The sequence below is a fragment of the Desulfonauticus submarinus genome, from assembly GCF_900104045.1.
Classification (GTDB): Bacteria; Desulfobacterota; Desulfovibrionia; order Desulfovibrionales; family Desulfonatronovibrionaceae; genus Desulfonauticus; species Desulfonauticus submarinus.
This window is the reverse complement of sequence record NZ_FNIN01000007.1, coordinates 1-20,363: the sequence shown is the minus strand read 5'-3', so window position 1 is coordinate 20,363 and position 20,363 is coordinate 1. Positions and strand designations below refer to the sequence as shown.

Annotated in this window: 20 protein-coding genes; 9 read left to right on the top strand and 11 right to left on the bottom strand. The window is 32.0% G+C overall.

Translation table 11 applies throughout. The features are described from left to right. Window positions 1–50: 50 nt before the first annotated feature. The 7 genes from thpR to BLP60_RS07020 form a co-directional block, all read right to left on the bottom strand. Window positions 51–599: an RNA 2',3'-cyclic phosphodiesterase gene (gene thpR, locus BLP60_RS07050; RefSeq protein ID WP_092065461.1), complete on the bottom strand. Its 549-nt coding sequence runs from the start codon at window positions 597–599 to the stop codon at window positions 51–53. Window positions 600–696: 97 nt separating this feature from the next. Further along, window positions 697–1,179: a CinA family protein gene (locus BLP60_RS07045; RefSeq protein WP_092065587.1), complete on the bottom strand. Its 483-nt coding sequence runs from the start codon at window positions 1,177–1,179 to the stop codon at window positions 697–699. 17 nt (window positions 1,180–1,196) lie between these two features. After that, window positions 1,197–2,573, bottom strand: a complete 1,377-nt coding sequence (locus tag BLP60_RS07040) for a sigma-54-dependent transcriptional regulator (RefSeq protein ID WP_092065460.1) — start codon at window positions 2,571–2,573, stop codon at window positions 1,197–1,199. 21 nt (window positions 2,574–2,594) lie between these two features. Beyond that, window positions 2,595–4,946 carry a c-type heme family protein gene (locus BLP60_RS07035; protein WP_092065458.1) on the bottom strand — a complete coding sequence of 784 codons (2,352 nt, stop codon included), beginning with the start codon at window positions 4,944–4,946 and terminating at the stop codon, window positions 2,595–2,597. A gap of 186 nt (window positions 4,947–5,132) precedes the next feature. Next, entirely contained in the window at window positions 5,133–6,728 is a 1,596-nt protein-coding gene (locus BLP60_RS07030; RefSeq protein WP_092065456.1) for a putative sulfate exporter family transporter, read from the bottom strand. 20 nt (window positions 6,729–6,748) lie between these two features. After that, window positions 6,749–6,991, bottom strand: a complete 243-nt coding sequence (locus BLP60_RS07025) for a DUF5395 family protein (RefSeq protein ID WP_092065454.1) — start codon at window positions 6,989–6,991, stop codon at window positions 6,749–6,751. A 21-nt stretch (window positions 6,992–7,012) separates the two neighbouring features. Beyond that, window positions 7,013–7,204, bottom strand: coding sequence for a hypothetical protein (locus tag BLP60_RS07020; protein ID WP_143338921.1), 192 nt, complete (start codon window positions 7,202–7,204; stop codon window positions 7,013–7,015). Window positions 7,205–7,446: 242 nt separating this feature from the next. On the opposite strand from BLP60_RS07020, the gene BLP60_RS07015 reads away from it, so the two are divergent. The 5 genes from BLP60_RS07015 to BLP60_RS06995 all read left to right on the top strand — a co-directional run bounded on the left by BLP60_RS07015 (window position 7,447) and on the right by BLP60_RS06995 (window position 11,111). Then, entirely contained in the window at window positions 7,447–8,211 is a 765-nt protein-coding gene (locus tag BLP60_RS07015; protein ID WP_092065450.1) for a DUF4198 domain-containing protein, read from the top strand. Window positions 8,212–8,329: 118 nt separating this feature from the next. Next, entirely contained in the window at window positions 8,330–8,908 is a 579-nt protein-coding gene (cbiM, locus tag BLP60_RS07010; protein ID WP_092065448.1) for a cobalt transporter CbiM, read from the top strand. Window positions 8,909–8,991: 83 nt separating this feature from the next. After that, entirely contained in the window at window positions 8,992–9,642 is a 651-nt protein-coding gene (locus BLP60_RS07005; RefSeq protein ID WP_092065447.1) for a NikL family nickel/cobalt ECF transporter subunit, read from the top strand. After that, on the top strand, window positions 9,635–10,381 hold the full coding sequence (locus BLP60_RS07000; RefSeq protein WP_092065445.1) for an energy-coupling factor transporter transmembrane component T family protein: 747 nt from the start codon (window positions 9,635–9,637) through the stop codon (window positions 10,379–10,381). The genes BLP60_RS07005 and BLP60_RS07000 overlap by 8 nt, the downstream gene beginning before the upstream one ends. A gap of 1 nt (window position 10,382) precedes the next feature. Next, a complete protein-coding gene (locus BLP60_RS06995; protein ID WP_092065443.1) occupies window positions 10,383–11,111 on the top strand; it encodes an energy-coupling factor ABC transporter ATP-binding protein in 729 nt (242 codons plus the stop codon). 63 nt (window positions 11,112–11,174) lie between these two features. On the opposite strand, the gene clpB is transcribed toward BLP60_RS06995, so the two are convergent. The 4 genes from clpB to BLP60_RS06975 all read right to left on the bottom strand — a co-directional run bounded on the left by clpB (window position 11,175) and on the right by BLP60_RS06975 (window position 16,284). Continuing rightward, window positions 11,175–13,781 (bottom strand): ATP-dependent chaperone ClpB, encoded by a 2,607-nt coding sequence (gene clpB / locus BLP60_RS06990; RefSeq protein WP_092065441.1) that lies wholly within the window; start codon window positions 13,779–13,781, stop codon window positions 11,175–11,177. 33 nt (window positions 13,782–13,814) lie between these two features. Continuing rightward, the gene (locus BLP60_RS06985; RefSeq protein ID WP_092065438.1) at window positions 13,815–14,123 is read right to left on the bottom strand and encodes a chaperone modulator CbpM; all 309 of its coding nucleotides are present in this window, start codon (window positions 14,121–14,123) and stop codon (window positions 13,815–13,817) included. A 10-nt stretch (window positions 14,124–14,133) separates the two neighbouring features. Beyond that, on the bottom strand, window positions 14,134–15,075 hold the full coding sequence (locus BLP60_RS06980) for a DnaJ C-terminal domain-containing protein (protein ID WP_092065436.1): 942 nt from the start codon (window positions 15,073–15,075) through the stop codon (window positions 14,134–14,136). 84 nt (window positions 15,076–15,159) lie between these two features. Next, window positions 15,160–16,284, bottom strand: coding sequence for a tRNA nucleotidyltransferase/poly(A) polymerase family protein (locus BLP60_RS06975; protein WP_092065434.1), 1,125 nt, complete (start codon window positions 16,282–16,284; stop codon window positions 15,160–15,162). 316 nt (window positions 16,285–16,600) lie between these two features. Between BLP60_RS06975 and BLP60_RS06970 the strand changes: the two genes are divergently transcribed. The 4 genes from BLP60_RS06970 to BLP60_RS06955 form a co-directional block, all read left to right on the top strand. Continuing rightward, a complete protein-coding gene (locus BLP60_RS06970) occupies window positions 16,601–17,146 on the top strand; it encodes a CBS domain-containing protein (RefSeq protein ID WP_092065432.1) in 546 nt (181 codons plus the stop codon). A 17-nt stretch (window positions 17,147–17,163) separates the two neighbouring features. Beyond that, a complete protein-coding gene (locus tag BLP60_RS06965) occupies window positions 17,164–18,624 on the top strand; it encodes an SLC13 family permease (protein WP_092065430.1) in 1,461 nt (486 codons plus the stop codon). Between the two features lie 13 nt (window positions 18,625–18,637). After that, entirely contained in the window at window positions 18,638–19,972 is a 1,335-nt protein-coding gene (locus BLP60_RS06960) for an LbetaH domain-containing protein (protein ID WP_092065428.1), read from the top strand. Further along, window positions 19,966–20,363 (top strand): CBS domain-containing protein (locus tag BLP60_RS06955; RefSeq protein ID WP_092065426.1); only part of this gene is annotated, 398 nt, incomplete at its 3' end. The genes BLP60_RS06960 and BLP60_RS06955, both read left to right, overlap by 7 nt.

Here is a 20,363-nt window from a genome sequence, read left to right as displayed (position 1 = left end):
CAAAAAAATTGCCAAAGCATATACATCTCTAAAAGACAAAGTGGCTTATATTATTTTAATTCGAGGAGAGGCGTATAAAAAGGTCCTTGAGGTGTGAGTTTTGATTGCCAGAGGACTAATTTTTTAAGTTTTAATTGTGGCCATTCAAATTTATTTAAAGCTTGTTGAAAATTTTTCCACGGATCAGAAGGTTCAAAAAATTTTACTCTAGCAAGAGTTAGGTGCGGAATATATTCTCTTTTTTCTCGCTCAAAACCAAGGTCAAAACAAATTCCATCTATTTTAGAAAAATAATCCTTTAACTCTAATTCCTCTTGAAAACCAATCCACACAACCCTTACTTTTCTCTGACTGTAAAAAAAACCTATTTTTTTTACCTGTAGCTTAAAAGGCATAAATTCAATTTTTAAAAGTTCTTGTTTTAACTTTTCCACTACATTCTCTTCTACCTCTCCTAAAAACTTTAAGGTAAGATGATAGTTACCTTTTTTAATCCAACTTAAACGAGATTTAAATTTATTCTTCCAATTACCAAGTTGGTCAACAACAGCCTGCTCAAAATCTTTATCAATTGGTAATCCCAAAAACACCCTCATCATTTACTCCTACTTGTTTTATTTAATTATTCAATCTTATACATTTATTCTGGATTTCTCACAATTCAAAAGATTAAAATTATTTACTCAAATAAAACAATCATAAAAGATTAGTAATGAGTTCAGTTAAGGCTGCCTTAACACTTTGTTCTTTTATTTCTATTCTAGAACCAGTAAAAAAATATTTTTTAACCCATACTTTTTCTTTTATCCAAAACCCTTGAAACACTGTTCCTACAGGTTTTAAAAGACTTCCCCCTCCTGGCCCAGCAATTCCAGAGATAGAAATTCCTACCTCGGTATTAAAAAGCCTAACAAGTCCTTCAACCATTTGAAGAACACATTGTTTACTAACAGCTCCATATCTCTGTAAAATATTTTCTTCCACATTCAACAACTTTCTCTTAATCTCATTAGAATACGCAATAATGCCTCCCTTAAACCACTCAGAACTTCCAGGACAATTAGTAAGTAAATTGCTTAACAAGCCTCCTGTACAGGATTCAGCAACACTCAAAAAATAATTTTTCTTAACTAGTAACTCAGCTAAGTTCAAAGTATCGACTAAACAATCACTATTCATTTCTCCACCCATATACATTACTTATCTAACTTAATTCCCAGCCTTTTCATAATTTTTTGCAAGCTAACCCTTTCTATTCCACTAATTCTAGCAGCTTCTGATATATTTCCTCCTGTTATTTGTAAGACTTTTTTAAAATAGCTTCTAGTAAAATTATCTAAAATTTGCTTCTTATATGTTTTATAAGGAATTATATTTTCTTGAGAGTATATATTATCATCTAACTCTACTAAATTAACACTTTTTAACTCTATCTTATTACCAGGACTAAAAACTACAAGCCGTCTCACAAAATTTTGTAATTCCCTAACATTTCCTGGCCATTCTTTTGATGATAAATAAGCTAAAACTTCTGGGCTAATCTCTTTTTCTAACAACCCTAATTCTTTACAAGTAATTCCTACAAAATAAGAAACTAACAATGGTATATCTTCTCTTCTCTCTCTTAAAGAGGGAACCTTTATTTCTAAGACGTTTAAACGATAAAATAAATCTTCTCTAAATAAACCTTTTGCAATTTTTGTCTCTAAATCTTGATTAGTAGTAGCAAGGATTCTTACATCGCATTTAATACTAGTATTAGATCCAACAGGCCGAATTTCTTTTTCTTGAAGAACTCTTAATAACTTTGCCTGCACCTCTAAACTTATATCGCCTATTTCATCTAATAAAATAGTTCCTCCATCAGCTTTTTTAAAAAGACCATCTCTACTATTATTAGCCCCTGTAAAAGCCCCTTTTTTATGACCAAAAAGCTCACTTTCTAAAAGAGTCTCTGGAATAGCAGGACAATTTACACTAACAAGAGGCTTATGTTTTCTCCTACTTAGCTGATGAATTTTTTTCGCAACTAACTCTTTTCCTGTGCCAGACTCTCCTCTGATCAAGACAGTAAAGTCTGTATTTGCTACAGCGATAATCTTTTCTTTTAATCGCTGCATAATCAAAGTTTCGCCAACCAGTTCTTTGGCAAAACAAGATGCAATTAATTTTTGTTTTAATCTTTTATTTTCTTCTAAAATCTTAACTCGTTCTAAGACCTTACTTAAAACTAACCTTAACTGTTCTAAAGAAACAGGCTTTGTTAAAAAATCATAGGCGCCTATTTTTACCGCTTCTACAGCACTTTCTATGCTTCCATAGGCAGTTAATATAATAGAAGTTATATCTGGATTTATTTTTTGAACTTTTTTAATAAGTTCTATTCCATTCAATCCAGGCATTCTTAAATCTGTAAGTAGAATTTTAATTTCATCTCTATTTATAATATCTAAAGCTTGTTCTCCTGAATAAGATTTTATACACTGACACGGAAAATTTTTTTCTATAATTCTAGCCAAGCCATCTACAAAATCTTTTTCGTCATCAACTAACAACATCTCTAATTTATCCATTATATTTCTACTCCTTTTATTCTATTGCCAAGGAAGAAAAATTCTAAAAACAGCACCATTTTCATTAAATACTTCTATCTTCCCACCTAACTCTTCTACTAAGCCATATACTACCGCTAAGCCTAGACCTGTACCTTTACCAACTTCTTTGGTAGTAAAAAAGGGATCAAAGATAGAATCCCTTATATCCTCTGGAATACCTGGACCATTATCTCTTACTTCTAAAACAATTTCTCTATCTAGCTTGGATAAACTTACTTTAACAGCTCCATTTTCTTGATTATCTAAAGCATCAAATGCATTTAAAATTAAATTAGTGAAAATCTGCTCTAACAAACTACTATCGTAATTCAACAAAGGTAAATTAGAATCTAATTTTAACTCAAAATTTATACCTTTTTTCTTTGCTTGAACCTCAAATACTGCCTGTATATTTTTTGCCAGTTCTTCTAAGTTACATATGCCAAAAGAAGATTTTGGCCTTGCAAAATTAAGCAAATCGCCTAGTATTTTCTGCGCTTGAGTTGCATGTTTCTTTATTATCTCTAAATCTCTTTTTCCTTGCTCTGATTTTACGTTTTCCTGAAGTAAATCCACATAACACAAAATAACTCCCAAAGGGTTATTAATTTCATGAGCCAATCCTGCGGCTAACTTACCTACAGCAGATAATTTTTCTGTCCTTCTGATCTGCTCTAACATTTTCTTTTCTCCAGTTACATCTCTTACATAAATAATAAGTCGTTTCATTCCTTGAGGAGGAGCGTAAAGTGGATATATTCTTACTGCAAACCATCGTTCTTTTGTCTGCCATTCTATTCTACATGGAGTATCTTGTTCTAAGCATTTTGCGATAATTTCTTTATGTTTTGTTATAGAGATAAAGTCTTTTAAAAAATTAAATTGAAACTCTTTATTTAATATATTTGCCGCCTTATTTTGCATTATAAAGTCACCATTTTCTTCAATTAAAAACAAAGGATCAGAAATTCCATCAAAAAGAGATTGTAAAATATCGTATTGATAAATAAGCTCATTTATTGACTGAATGCTCTCTAAAGCAATGCCCATCTGCTTTCCTATAGCTATAAGAATATGCTCATTTTTTAGAGCATATTTATTCTCAGGCAAAGCTAGGCATCCCCATATTCTATCCTGGGAATAAACCAGGACATAAATGAATCCATCTCTAGCAAGAATTTTATTTTGTTTGACCTCATTAATATAACTCCTTGGAACATCCACAGCATTGAAGTCTTTTGGCCAAATAAATTTTCTATTAGAAAAAGTAGAACAAACATATATAGCATAATTTAGGTCTAAACGTTTAACTATCAACTCAAGAGTTTTAGTAATAAGACTCTCACTTGTTTTATATCTTGTAATTAAATCAACTAAATTTACTAATAAATTTATATCTTTTTTCCTAGAAATAACTTCTTCTTGTAACTCTTTTGTTCTTTCTTCAACCATTGCTTCTAAATTTGTTGCATATTCTTTTAACTTAATTCTTGCATTATATAAGTGCTTGGCCAATTCTTCCATTCCAAGCACTAGTTCTTCTATTTCATCTTTAGTATGTAATTTATCCAACAAATTTAACTCTGCTGGTTCTGAAAAATGTTTCCTAAAAATAGAAGTCAACTTTTTAAAATTTAATACCACAAGTTGTCGAAAATAAATTGAAATTAAACCAAAAAAAACAAAAAACATAGAAGAATAAACAGCAATATATCCGACAGTTGCTTCTTTTATTTGCTTTACTGCTGCTTCTATAGGAAAGCCAACTATTACTGCCCCTCCTACTTCATTAAGTTTATGAAAAAATCCTCTTTTAGATCCATATTTTAAAATAAGTTCTTTTGGAGCATTTTTAGGATTTCCATGACAATGAAGACACTCTTTTTTAAAAACAACTGGTCTTGCTGAAAGATAAAACTCTTTGCCCTTAATTTTCTTAAATCCTTCAAAATGAGTTGAGTTTCGCTTTTTAAAAAAAACAATAATCTCCTTTTCTAAATTATTAGGATTATAAAGAGGATTTCTTGCATTAAAGGCAACTCGACGATAGTAAATAGTGGTATGTTTAGAAAGCCTTTCCATAACCTTGCGAGAAATATAAGAAGAAGACATAGCCTCAAGGATAAACTTATCTGCAGGTAAATTTTTAAACATTGCTGGACGCAAGACATCTCTTACATATCCTTGAACAGCATTGGCTTCTCGTAAGATTAAATTAGCTTTATCACTTATTTCTGAAACCAAAAGACTCTTCATATGAAAGTACAAGGTACTTATAAAAAAAATGCCACTTAAAAGACAAACAAGACCTACACCTAAGAAAAATTTACTTTGCAAACTAAGTTTGGCCATAATTTCACCCAAAAAATTTTTCTAAAAATAACCTTAAAATTAAATTTCTTCCAATATTTTTTATATAAAATTTTATCTAGCTGATTTTTCTAAATTTAAGGTTTTCTAACTTTTAATAATTGCACAAAATTAGCAAAAAAAAAGCGAGGGAAATCCCTCGCTTTTTTCAAACCAAAGATAAAACCTTTACTTTACAAATTGAGCAATATTTGGAATCTCCATTCCATGATGGAAAAGATAAGCTACAATAATAGCTACAGGAATAATAAATAAGAACAAACCTACAAAATATACCCAAACCATCTTGCCAAATTGACACTCTTTAAGTTTCTTAAAATCTGTAATAATCCCAAGACTCATAAAAGTAAGCATAAAGAACAACTTTCTCATACCTTTTTCTACAGGCACAACTCCAGCTTTAATAGATTTAAGCAAACTTGCCCCTTCTGGAGCTCCAGCATGTCCTGGGCCAAAAAATATGGCTAACAATAACAACCAAGCAACAAAATAACCAATAACAAATTTTGGAAAACGATGCCAAATTTCAGAGGGTGGGACATATTCTCCTGGACGACGTTCAATTTTATATACCCAGACCATTGCTAAAACAAATGCCCAAATACCAATAAATACATCTATCCAAACTTTAGTCATAACTGCACTAGCAGTAATAATACCTTCAGGCCAAACTACTTGACCATTGGTCTCATTTTGAATCTTACTTCTTAAAAATACATCTAAAAGTTCACCAGAAGCTGCATCCGCACCATCTGTTTTTACAGAAAGACCTAAAGCTGCACCACCAACTAAAGGATCACTTGTTCCTGGCCATACATGAGTAAAAAATCCAGGCAATACAATAAGTTCAATTACTGCCCAAACAACAACTAAAGCGGAAACCATAATAGATACCACGGGTTTTGCTCTTACAGCACCACCTGTGGCAACAGCAGCAGAAACACCACAAATTGATATACCAGATCCTAAGACAGCAGCTGTTTTTCTGGGTAATTTAAAAATTCTTCTGGAAATAGTATAAATTCCTGGCCAGAAAATCATGTAAGCCACAATTGTAGCAGCAGCACCAGCAATAAATAAATCTAAGGTTAAGTCTGTAGCCACTTTTCCTAATTTATGAGAAAATCCTGCTAACTTTATAGGCAAATAGCCCAACTTTGCTCCAAGATAAACAATAGCGGTTTTAATATACCACTCTGGCTTAGCTGCCTCTGTAAGATAATTAGCAAGCCCTTTAAAAAAATTACCAATAATTAATCCTACAATTAAGGCTAAAATAAAAGATGCTCCACCACCCAAAGAAAGAGCAAAATTAAGACCATATTTATGCCAATCAACTTTAGTGGCAGCAAAAAAAGCATGATGTCCAACAAACCAAGTGGCAATGGTTAAAAAGAAAATAATTGTCCAGCCACCAATAAACTTCTTTATATTCCATTTCATGCATTTAGCACCAATAGTGGTGGCAACGCCAAAAATTACATAAGTCCAAATAATAGACCACCAACCAAGCCCTTTATAAAAATCTTTAGCAGTTAAACTATACTTTTTACCCAAGGCATAAAAGGCATGGCTAATAGCCCCCTTACCTTCTGGTGGTGGGCTAAATACCCATTTTGTCGGATAAGTAACCCAACCAACTAAATCTATACCCCAAATATTTAAAAGAGATAAAAAGAAAAATCCTAATCCTAGCCATACAGCCCACCAATCCTCTTGGGTGAGCATGCCTGTATACCACTTTCTATTAGATAAGTCTGTCATCTATCCCACCTCCTCTGAACTTAGTTTTCTATAATCAATACTCGATTAAAATAATGCTGCATATACTGCCTCATCCATTCAGGAATAACAGCTGTATTAAAATACATCCATACTTTAAGCCTCTGTCCCTTGCCTACCCTTCCACTTTTCAATACATAATCCCTAATTTGATCGTCCATCTCTTCTAAACTAGTACCTCTAAATTCCTTGTCTTGATCAAAAGCAATCCATTCTTTTCCATCATGTACCACAGTAAGTTCCACAACAACGTCCCCCTTAAAAAATTAATGTAAAATCGAAGAAGGAACAAACCATAAACCAATTAACAACACCACAACCGCTATAGCAAAAGACCATAATACCAACTTCGTTTCAATTGGCTCCCAAGGCTCAGCTCCTTCTAACACATCGTGGGCTTCTAACGAATCAATACTCAAAGAACTTTCTGTTTTGCATTGTTTTTTGTCTTCAGCCATAAAAACACCTCCTTTTTTATTTTTTAAATAAACCTTCAACCCTCCTACAAATTTAGTGCCATTTTTCACAATACTGTAACATACTAATATTGTTATACTTTTTTAAAAAACCACATCTATACTGCTAACTTAAGTTAGCAGTAATTAATTAAAAGGATACACTCTTTTTCTAGTTGACTTGAATACTTTTTTGTAATACTTCACACTTATCATTTACAAAATATAAAAGGAGGTTACTGTTTATGCGTTTAGTAAAATTTTTTCTAATCTTAATGTTACTAACTTTACCACTTACGGCTTATGCCCATTTTGGGTTCTTATTGCCTCAAAAATCTATGATTACTCCTGAAGCAAAGACAATTGAGCTTATGTTGGCCTTTATTCATCCTATGGAAATGAAGGGAATGGAGTTAGTTAAACCTGAAAAATTTGGAGTAAAGGTAGGAGACAAAATAATTGATTTAAGAAAAAACTTAAACAAGATTAGTTTCTTAGGACATACTGCATGGAAGACTAGTTTTAAATTCAAAAGACCTGGAGTATATCAATTTTTTATGAAACCAACACCTTACTTTGAACCTGCAGAAGATAAATATATCATCCACTATACTAAAACATTTGTAGCCGCATTTGGCGATGAAGAAGGTTGGGATAATCCTATTGGTTTAAAAACAGAGATCATCCCTTTAACCAGACCTTTTGGACTTTATGCTGGTAATACCTTTCAAGGTAAAGTTTTGGTAAACGGCAAACCTGCTGCTAATTGTGATGTAGAAGTAGAATTTTTTAATCAAAAAGGCTTAACTCCTCCAGGAGAGTATTATATTACTCAAGTAGTAAAAACTGACCAAAATGGAATATTCACTTATACTCCACCTGCAGCTGGGTGGTGGGGATTTGCTGGCTTAAATACTGCTGACTTTACATTACCCTATAAAGGCAAGCAAAAAGAAGTAGAATTGGGTGCCGTGTTATGGTTATATTTCGCCCCCTGGCCTAGCAAATAAATACACATTAGGAAGAATGGGCTATAATTATAGCCCATTCTTACACTTTTAATTTTTTAAATTTAATTTTAGATAAAAAACACTTCTTTAACATCTCAAACTAAATAAGGAAGTAGATATGCACATCTCAGAAGGAGTTTTAAGTCTACCAGTTTTAATTACAGGATGGGGAATTACAGGTATTGGCTTAGCAATTGCTTTAAAAAAATTATCCCCCAATGAAGTTCCCAAAATGGGTATTCTAGCGGCTGTATTTTTTGTAGCTTCCTTAATCCATATACCCATAGGCCCTTCAAGTGCCCATCTACTTTTAAATGGATTAGTAGGCATTTTATTAGGAATACTGGCCTTACCTACTCTTTTTATAGGTCTTCTTCTTCAAGCCCTTTTGTTTCAATTTGGCGGAATAACCACTCTAGGGGCAAATACAGCTATTATGGGACTTCCTGCTGTTATGGCAGGAATTTTATTTAAACTAAAACCTAAGCCTCTATGGGGAGGAATACTCGCAGGACTGACAGTACTTACAAGTGCTGTCTTAGCAGGTATTAGCTTAGGAGGTTCAGGAGAGGAATTCATTTCTGTAGCAAAACTTTTAGTATTAGCCCACATTCCTATTGCAGGAATAGAAGCAGTTATTTCCTATTTTATTGTAGTTTTTATTTTAAAAACCAAGCCAGAATTATTAGAACAATAATAAGTCTCGACTTTTTTATTTTTTAACTAATTTCTTAAGCTTATTGTTAAAATCTCTTTGAAGAAATTTTAGGGGTAATCAAAATGAAAAAGATAAATATTTTTTTAACATTCATTCTTATCTTTGGGATATGGGGAACATTATCCAAATCATCTGCCCATAGGGTAAATATTTTCTGTTGGGTAGAAGGACAAAAAATCTATTGTGAGTCCAAATATCCTTCTGGAGAAAAGGTAAAAAAAGGTACAGTAAATATAAAAGACCTAACCACAGGAAAAATAATAGCTTCAAAAACCACTGACAACAAGGGAAAAGTAGATTTTGATTTACCTAAACAAGTATTTACTAATAAACATGACTTAGAGGCTGAAATTCTTGCAGGAATGGGACACAGAAATACATGGAAAATACCTTTTAAAGAACTTCAAGAACAAAATGATATAAAAACTCCTTCTGCTACCTCTAAAACTTCTACTTCTTCAAGTAGTGTTCTTCCTTGGGATACTACTATTCCAGCTAACTCAAAAAATCTTTCAGCTAATTCTCCATCTTGTGAAGAAATAGAACAAATCATAGACAAAGTTTTAACTAAAAGACTAAACCCAATAATGGAAAAATTAACCCTTCTCCAAGAGAAAAAAATAACTTTGCAAGATATTTTTTCTGGCATTGGTTATATTTTTGGATTAATGGGAATAGCTCTATACTTTATGAGCAAAAACAAAAATGAGTAGCGAAGAAACCCATTTAAACTTATGGAACAAAATAGACCCTCGAATAAAAATAATTTGGGCAGTAATATTTTCCTTTTATATTGCTGCCCAAAAAGATATTTTTACTCTCTGCTTAAGTTTGTTTTTTGCGCTTATTAGTATAGGATTAGCTGGCCTTAGTATAAAAGATACTTTAAAAAAATTAAAACCAGTTAATGCCTTTGTTTTATTTTTTTGGTTAATTTTACCTTTTACTATTTATGGACCAACCTTTATACAAATAGGCTGGTTTAAAATTTCAAAGCCAGCGTTTTCTCTTTGTCTTATGTTAAGCATTAAAGCTAATACTTTAATGCTCTTATTTTTTTCTTTTATCTTAAGTTTACCTATTTCTACCTTAGGATATGCCTTACAAGAATTAAAAGTTTCAGGTAAATTAGTTTATCTTTTTCTTTTTGCTTACCGTTACCTTTTCCTGTTAAAAGAAGAAAAGGATAAACTTTTTCGTTCCTTAAAAGTAAAAGGGTTTAAACCTAAAACAAATCTATTTACTTATAAAACCTACGCCTATCTAGTAGGTCTTATTATCTTGCGAGCTTACGATAAAGGAGATAGAGTACACAAAGCTCTTGTGTTAAGAGGATTTAAAGGCAAGTTTTACAGCCTTTATCCCTATAAGCTAGGTTTAAAAGATATATACTTTTCCTTTATAAACCTTGTAATATTTACCTTACTTCTATGGCAAGGACGGTACTTATAAAGTGTGTAACTCTTTAATCCAACTAAAAAATGTCTCCTTTGGCTACAAAAAAACAGAACTTATCTTAGAAAAAATTAATTTTTGCCTTCAAAAAAATGAAAAAATAGGCTTAATTGGGCCAAATGGAAGTGGAAAAACCACTCTTGTATTTTTAATGGTGGGATTACTTCTTCCTTTAGAAGGAGAAATTATTCTTTTTGGTAAAAAATGTATAAAAGAAAAAGATTTCCAACAAATAAGACCCAAAATAGGGTTTGTTTTTCAAAATGCAGATGATCAATTAATATTTCCTACAGTACTTGAAGATGTTGCTTTTGGACCTTTAAATCTGGGATTTAAGCCCCAAAAAGCTCTAAAAATAGCTCAAAAAACTTTAGAAAAATTAGGTATAGCTGATCTCGGACCAAGAAATATTTTTAATCTCTCAGGTGGAGAAAAAAAACTGGTTTCCATTGCCACAGTCCTTTCTATGTCCCCCCAAGTACTTATCTTAGACGAACCAACTACTGGTTTAGATGAACATTCTAGATCTAAGCTTATCGAAATTTTGAAAAAATTAGACATTGCTTATATTATTATTTCTCACGATTATGATTTCTTAGCCAGAATTACAAAAAAACAATATATTCTACGAGACAAACAAGTTATATACGATCCTACCATTGTCCTCCACAAGCACGAACACGCCCATCCTTTGGGATACATTCCTCATAGACATGAAAACAAATAGGGGGCAAAGTCTCTGCCCCCTATTTTATAGTTCGATTACATAAAAATCTCTTTATCCTAAAATCTATTCCACATCTAAAACCAAGTCACCATCTTTCACTTTTACTACTACCTTATCTCCTTCCATTACCTTACCACCAATAATTGCCTTAGCCAGTTTTGTTTCCACATTATGAATAAGATAGCGTTTCAATGGTCTTGCTCCATACACAGGATCATAAGCCTCTCTGGCAATTAATTCTTTGGCTTCTGGAGTAAGTTCTAAACTAATCTTTTTCTCTTTCAACCTTTCCCTTAAATCATCTAATAATAGCTCTATAATCTGCTTAATCTCTTCTAACAACAATGGTTTAAACAAGACAATCTCATCAATACGATTTAAAAACTCTGGCCTAAAATGACTTTTTACCACATTCATTACTTGTTCTTCTACTCCAGGTTTTAGTTGACCATCTGGAGTAATACCGTCCAATAAATATTGTGCTCCAAGGTTAGAGGTCATAATTATAATAGTATTTTTAAAATCAACTATCCTTCCATGACTGTCTGTAAGCCTTCCATCATCTAAAATCTGAAGTAAAATATTAAAGACATCAGGATGTGCTTTTTCCACTTCATCAAAAAGTATTACTGAATATGGTTTTCTACGCACAGCTTCAGTAAGTTGTCCTCCCTCTTCATATCCTACATATCCAGGAGGAGCTCCAATAAGTCGCGCTACTGTATGCTTTTCCATATATTCAGACATATCTAAACGAATCATATTCTCTTCTGTATCAAATAATGTTCTAGCCAAAGTTTTACAAAGCTCAGTTTTACCAACACCTGTGGGTCCAAGAAATAAAAATGAACCTATGGGCCTACGAGGATCTTTTAACCCTGATCGCGCTCTAATAACTGCATCTGCTACAGCCCTTACTGCTTCATCTTGACCAATAACCCGTTTATGTAAAACGTCCTCTAATTTTAAAAGTTTTTCCCGCTCTGATTCCATAAGTTTTGTAACAGGAATACCTGTCCATTTAGAAACAATCTCTGCAATATCATCAGGACCTACTTCTTCTTTAAGTAAAGTTTTGCCTTCGCTTTGCTTTTTAAGTTCTTCTTCTTTTTGGGCAAGTTCTTGTTCTAATTGGGTTAATTTTCCATAGCGAAGTTCAGCAGCTTTGTTTAAATCATAAGCTCGCTCTGCAGCTTCTATCTCTAATCTTGTTTTTTCTATTTCCTCTTTAAGCTTTCTTAAAGCATTAATTGCTTCTTTTTCTTTTTCCCATTGAGCCATTAAAGTTGCTTGTTTTTCTTTCAATTCAGCTAATTCTTTGGCTAATTTTTGCAACCTCTCCTTAGAAGCCTCGTCTTTTTCTTTCTTTAATGCCTCTTGCTCTATTTCTAACTGCATTATCTTTCTATTTATTTCATCCAATTCTGTAGGCAATGAATCAATTTCTGTTCTAATCTTAGCTGCTGCCTCATCAATTAAATCAATAGCCTTATCTGGCAAGTGCCTATCTGTAATATACCTATGAGATAAAGTAGCGGCTGCTACCAAGGCACTATCACTTATCCTAACACCATGATGAACTTCAAAACGTTCTTTTAATCCTCTTAAAATAGAAACTGTATCCTCTACAGACGGCTCATCTACAAATACAGGTTGAAAACGTCTTTCTAAAGCTGGATCCTTTTCAATATATTTACGATATTCATCTACAGTTGTAGCACCAATACAATGTAATTCTCCTCTAGCTAGCATAGGCTTTAAAAGATTTCCTGCATCCATTGCACCTTCTGCCTTACCAGCTCCTACAATAGTATGAATTTCATCAATAAATAAAATAATTTTTCCATTTGATTCTTGTATTTCTTTTAAAACAGCTTTTAATCTTTCTTCAAATTCTCCTCTAAACTTTGCACCAGCAATTAGTGCACCCATATCTAAAGCAAAAATCGTCTTGTCTTTTAATGATTCAGGCACATCTTGACGAAGAATTCTTTGGGCAATACCTTCTACAATTGCGGTTTTACCAACACCAGCTTCTCCAATAAGCACAGGATTATTTTTAGTTCTTCTAGAAAGAATTCTAATACATCTCCTTATTTCACTATCTCTCCCAATTACTGGATCTAACTTTCCTTTTCTTGCTTCTTCTACCAAATCCCGACCATATTTTTTCAAAGCATCATAGGTGCCTTCTGGATTATCTGAGGTCACCCTTTGATGCCCTCTAATTTCTGTAAGTACACTTAAAACTTTATCTTTATCTAAACGAAATGTTTGGCAAACTCTACCTACCCCTGTGTTAGGCGGCTCGTCTAATAAAGACAAAAATATGTGCTCTACACTTACATATTCATCCTTCATCTTTTTAGCTAGCTCTTGAGCTGCTAATAAAACACTATTTACTCTTTGAGTAACATAAATTTGCCCTGGTTGAACTCCAGGACCACTCACTTTAGGAAGCTTTTCTAACTCACCTTTAATCGCATCTTTAACAGCAACAACATCATAACCAGCCCTTTCTAACAGTCTTGGAATAAGACCTTCTTCTTGGCTAACTAAAGCCAAAAATAGATGTTCTGCATCTATTTGTTGATGACCAAACTTTATGGCCTGATTCTGAGCTTCAGAAATAGCCTCTTGAGATTTTTGGGTAAATTTACTTATATCCATAATATTCCTCCTTCTATCTTTTTAAAATTTAAATTAAAATTTAAACTGAGATAATTCTCTTTCCAGTTGTTCTACTCGTTCTATTAAATCTACAATAATCATACCTGCCAAAGTAGAAAGTTCAAAATCACGACAAACTCGAAGCAAACGTTGAACTTTATAAATCTCTTTTTCTGGAAAAAGATAATGATCTTCGCCAACTCTATCAAAATTAATCCAATCCATTTCTATCAACTCAGTCAAACGTAAGGGATTAATACCTGTTCTAAAAACAAACTCTTCCCAACTTAATTTTTGAGACACACAAGGCTGGGAAATTTCTTTTATTCTAATATTTACCATTTACTCCCTCCTATCTCCTCGGATTAAAAGAAGAGATTCGGGCTAATTCCTGCCATAAGTCTTCTTCTTTTGCAGAAAGATTTTTTGGAGACTTAATTCTAATTTCAACCAATTGATCTCCTCTTCTTAACCCTTGTCCTAATCCCTTACCTTTAATCCGAAGCTTTTGACCACTACTAATTCCCCTTGGAACCTTTAACTTCACTTTGCCCTCCAAAGTAGGCACATCTATTTCTGTTCCAAGTACAGCCTCCCACGGTGCCAGATCTAAACGATAAATTATATTATTACCATCCAACTTAAATAAGGCGTGAGGTAATATTTTTACTTTTAAATATAAATCTCCAGCAGGACCATTTCCTATTCCTGGTCCGCCCTGGCCTTTTAATCTAATCCTAGCTCCATCCTTTATTCTTGGCGGAATTTTTACATTCAAAGTTTTTTTACCAGTTCCAATACTTCCTACAGTAATTGTTTTCTCTCCTCCTCGAAAAGCCTCTTCCAAAGATAACTCTAAAATAGCTTCTTGATCCTCACCTCTTGCTGAATAAAAATCTTGTCCAAAACCACTATAATAAGCTCTTTTCTTTTTTCCTGACCTGCCTAGTCCACCAAAAATAGTCTCAAAAAAATCACTAAACCCTCCCAAATCTTCAAATCCTGTACTATCTCCTCTAAACTCAAAGTGAATATTCTCAAATCCTGGCGGTGGTTCAAAATTTTGCCCATGCTGCCAATTAGGACCTAAAGAATCATAGAGTTTTCTTTTTTCTGGATCTTTTAAAACCTCATACGCTTCATTTATTTCCTTAAACTTCTCTTCTGCTTCTTTATTATTAGGATTCAAATCTGGATGATATTTTTTGGCTAACTTTTTATATGCCTTAGAAATCTCTTCCTGAGATGCACCCTTTGAAACACCTAAAATTTTATAATAATCTTTATACTCCATATCCAAATTCCCCTCTAAAAAATTCAATTTTTAAAACAAGTTAGCACCTTAATATGTTTAAAGATAAGTCTAAAAAAAACAGAGTCAAGAAGTTTTGGCACAATTTTTGTTGGCATTTTTAAGAGCTGAACCTTGTAAAGATAAAAGAATTTCTCCTGATTTAGGGCCTAATCCTTGAAATTTAGTAGGCAGCTTAACCTGTTTTATAATCTCTAGGTCTTTTTTAGCCTGAGCTAAATAGTCTTTTTTACTATCAGCAAAAATTAATTTAAAAAAAGGGTCTAAAAAATATTCTATGTTCTTTAAAAGTCTAACTTTTGTACCTGGCCTTAAATCATTATAATTTCCTGCCTGCATATGATAAAGTGAAGCTAACTTCCCAGCCAATGCCATTTTATGAGATAATTTTAATCTTTTAGTTAAAGCTAAAACAACTTTTATACCTTTTTGTTCATGTCCATAATGATGGGGATATAGGTCTGGTGAAGTAAAGATTTTTCCCAAGTCATGACAAAAGGCCATCCAAACAGCCCAAAAATCTCCTGCTAATTCATTCATCAGACGTATAGTATGTCCTAAAACAGAAGATTTATGATAAGGCCTTGGTCCAGCTGGAATTTGAGAAGCTTGTTTTAGTTCCTCAAACCAAAACTCAAATCCCCTAACATTTTCTAAAAAAGCTAAAAAATTTCCAGGACGCTTAGACTTTAAGGCTTTGCATAACTCCTGTCCTATACGTTCAGGACTTATCTTTTCCCATATATCTTTTTGTTGGACAACATATCTACACGTTTCCACAAGCTCCTCACTAAGAATAAACTCAGGAAGTTCTGCCCAAAATCGTGCTGCCCTAAAAACCCTTAGAGGATCATCTAAAAAATTTTGTCTCTTTACTGGACGAAGAATCTTTTTTTCTAAATCATTTAAAGCAAGAGGATGTGCAATTAATTTTCCATCTTCTTGTTTAGCTAAGGAGTTTATAGTTAAGTCCCTATGTTCTAGGTCTTGCTCGATATTTTCATAACTACTAAGAGTATATTCATCTCTTCCTATGTAAAAAACACTTTTTACTTTCCCTACCTTTTTCGCCTGAGGGAATTTTTTTAAAAATTCCTCTTCCTTACAATCCAAAACTACAAAATCTAAATCCTTAGGAATTTTTCCCAAAAAATAATCCCTAACACTTCCCCCTACTAGATATATTTTCATAACATTAACCTCTGAAATCCTTATTTAATAGAAATATATCATTTTTTAATTTTTTGCCAATTATTATTAGCATAACAAATTAAAAAACTGAATTTTAGTTAAACTAAATATTTCTTCAATCAATTAATTCAACAAAAAGTTAAAACATGAAAAAAATATTTTTAAGTAACAGTTCATTGCGCTTCATTTTTTAACGCAAATTATTTTTGTGTTAAAAAAATAAACCTTATTTTATTTTTTATTTTTTCTTGCCTTTAATAAAAAAAATACTTTAATATACCCAAAAAAACCTTAGCAGTAAACAAAGGAGGAATTAATGAAAAGCTATCTAATAAAAGATATTATGATACCAAAAGAAGAATATATACTAGCTCAACAGGACATATCTCTGTTTGATATAATTATATCTTTAAAAGAACAAAAAAAATCATCTACTTATCATTCAACTATTTTAATCATTGATAATGAAAACAGATTAAAAGGTAAAATAACTATTATAGATATATTAAGAGGAATAGAACCAAAATATAAAGAATTATCTCATATGGATCTAACTAGATTTGGATATAACGATGACTATATATTTTCCATATTAAAAAAACAAGAGTTTTGGGTAGAACCATTAAAAGATTTATGTAATAAATTACCAACAATAAAAATAAAAGATATTATGCAAAATATAGAACAAACAGAAACTATTAAAGCAGAAATGTCTTTAGATATTGCAGTACATAAAATGGTAATAAATAACCACAATATCTTATTTGTTTATAACGCAAACAACGAATTCCTTGGAGTACTTAGATCTATAGATATTTTTGATCTTTTATGCAATACTATTGCACAATGCAACATAAAATAATAGGGAGGAAAGTGAACATGGTAAAAAATCCACCTAATACTTTTGATTGGAAAAGGGTATTTTTTATTTTTTTAGGTATTTTTTTGTTTACTATTGTATATTTTTCACCTCCTTGGCCAGATGCAGTTGATCCTTTTGGAAAACATTTTGTTTTAACTAGAGAAGGCAAAGGGGCTTTGGCTATTTTTCTCTTAGCTGGTACCTGGTGGGTATTTGAAGTAATTCCTATTGGAGTAACTAGTCTTGCAATTGGAGCTATGCAAGCAATGTTTTTGATAAGACCTGCCAAAGTTGCTTTTAAAGATTTTATGGATCCTTCTGTTCTATTTATTTTTGCCTCTTTAGTTATTGGCACTGTATTTACAAAAACAGGTCTAACCAAACGTCTTGCTTATAAAATGCTTATCATAGTAGGCGAAAGAACTAGCATGATTTTGCTAGGAGTATTTATAGTAACCTCTGCCCTTACCCATATAATGGCTCATACCGCAGTAGCTGCTACTATTTATCCTCTTTTATTATCTATTTATGCCTTATATGGAGAAGGAGATAAACCAACCAAATTTGGCAAAGCATTATTTATTGGTATGGCTTATGTAGCAGGAGCTGGAAGTATTGTAACCCTTTTAGGAGCAGCTAGAGGAGCAGTGGCTCTTGGTTTTTTCAAAGAAATTCTAAATAAAGATGTAACCTTTTTTGAACTAACTTATTATATGTTTCCCATTGGTTGGATCATGACCTTTCTATTATGGGGATTTTTCTTAATTTTTTTAAAACCAGAAAAAAAGAGAATAATTGGACTTAGAGAAAAAGCTAAAGAACTAAACAGCCAACTAGGTAAAATAACTAAAAATGAGATAATCGCTGGGCTTATTGTTTTAGGTGTAATTATAACTATGTCTTTACGCTCTTTTATTCCAGAATTAAAGGCTATTGATAAAACTGCAATAATCTTAGTTTCTACTATTCTATTTTATATATTAAAAATTCTAAATATCAAAGACTTAGAAGAAATTCCTTGGAACATAATTTTACTATTTGCTGGCGCTATGAGCATAGGATTTTGTCTATGGGAAACAGGCGCAGCCAAATGGTTAGCCATCAATTGGCTCAACATGTTTAAAGATTCAAATTGGTTTATATTTGTAATGGCCATTGCCTTCTTTGTGATGATGATGACTAATTTTATTATGAATGTAGCTGCTATTGCTATATCTTTACCTGTCGCTCTTGTAATCGCTCCTTATTTAAATGTTGCAGGAGAGGTTATCCTCTTTTCTTCACTAGTTGCAGCTGGCATGCCATTTTTATTCTTAGTAGGAGCAGCACCTAATGCTATTGCTTATGACTCTAAACAGTTTACCACTGGAGAGTTCTTTTTATATGGAATACCTGCGAGTATTCTTTTAATGATAGTAATAGGCATTGCTGTAGCTTTTATATGGCCTATTATGGGTATGCCTATAACTCTTAAATAAAGAGAGGAAAAAAATGAAAACATTAAAAGATATTATCCTAAACTCTCAACTATTTACAAATCAAAAAAATATAGATTTAATTCCAACCATCCTAGTACCACAAAAAACATCAAATGTTTTTATATTATCTGCAAATCATATCTGTAAATATAAAATAAGATCATCTTATTTATTATACTCTTACATATTAGGAAATATAAAAATTAAAAATAGTATTCTTTATTCCTCAGATATAAGAGGTGATGAATTGAAATCACATACTGATAATTCAGAGAAAATCTCTATTAAAAATAGTCTATTATTAAACACATTAGTGCATAATAAAAGTCAAAACCAAAAATTTGATATCAAAAATACAATCTCTTTGCCTTACTCAAATATACATGGAGCTCCTGTTGATTCATCTATTTTGCATTACTTTGCTACAATAGATCTAACAGAGGTAAAGCAAAGTACTATTGGAAAATTTAGTTATATTCAAACAGGAACTTTAGATCATCAAGAGATATCTCCAGGAACTATATGGATTAAAACAAATAATTTTGAATTTTTATTTCAACACTCTAAACATACTTTAGACACATATTTAGGAAAAAATCAATGTGGTAAAATATATCAATTATTATATAATATTGAAAACAAATTGATACATAAGTTTATATCTGGGAAATTAGAAGAACAACAGAAAGTTAATATCCCTCCATCAAGCTCAATTTCTTCCCTTAGTATCTATGAAAATATAAATATAAAAGAAAATGTATTTATTTCTCAACGAGCCTATGTCCATAATTCTAGTATAGGAATTGGTTCTAACATTCAAGAAAACTGCATAGTATCAGAATCAAGATTAAAAAATTGTGTTGTTATTGCTCATGGCGCAAAATTAATTCATACCACAGCTTCAGACAGAGTTTTTGTAGGCTTTAATTCGTTTTTACAAGGCACAAAAGATTATCCTATTTATCTTGGACAAGGTTCTATAGTTTGTCCTCATACTATCATTGATGCAGAAGAAACAATACATATTCCAGATGGTCATTTAGTTTGGGGAATAATTAAAACTCAAAGTGATTTAAAAAATTATAGCATATCTTTACAGGAATTGATGAAAATCAAAACAATTAAAAAAGAAAATTTTATATTTAACGGCTCAGGACAAGCATTTGTCCAAGCTTTTACTAAAAGAATTGAACATATTTTAGAAGAAAATGGAGCTTTTTTTAGTTATAATAATAGTAAAGGACATGCTCAAAAAAATAAAAATTTTTCATATATTTGGCTAACTCCATCTATGGATAAGCCTGTTAATTTAAATATTTCAACAAATAACAAGGAGGAACAATGCTAGTAGCAAAACTTATGCAGACGAAATTAGTATTAGCGAGTGGGGAGTGTAGGTTTAAGAGTTTATTATGTAAGATAGGAAAGCTTGCTCCTCGTCAGATTTATATTGTAAATGACAAGATGGAGTTAGAGGGGATTATTACAGGATATGATTTGTTAAAGGAAGTTATGCCTTATTATTTAGATGCAAAGCTAGCCAGGACTATTCAAGAGCCTGAGATTAATGATTTTTTAAGAAAATGCATTGAAAAGGTAGAGGCTAAAAAAGCAAAAGATATTATGATTACTGAGTTTGTTTATTTAAAACCTACTGATCATGTTATGGAAGCTGAGGCCTTGATTGTAGAAAGAGGAATTAATTCTTTGCCAGTTTTAGATGAAAACAAAAGACTGGT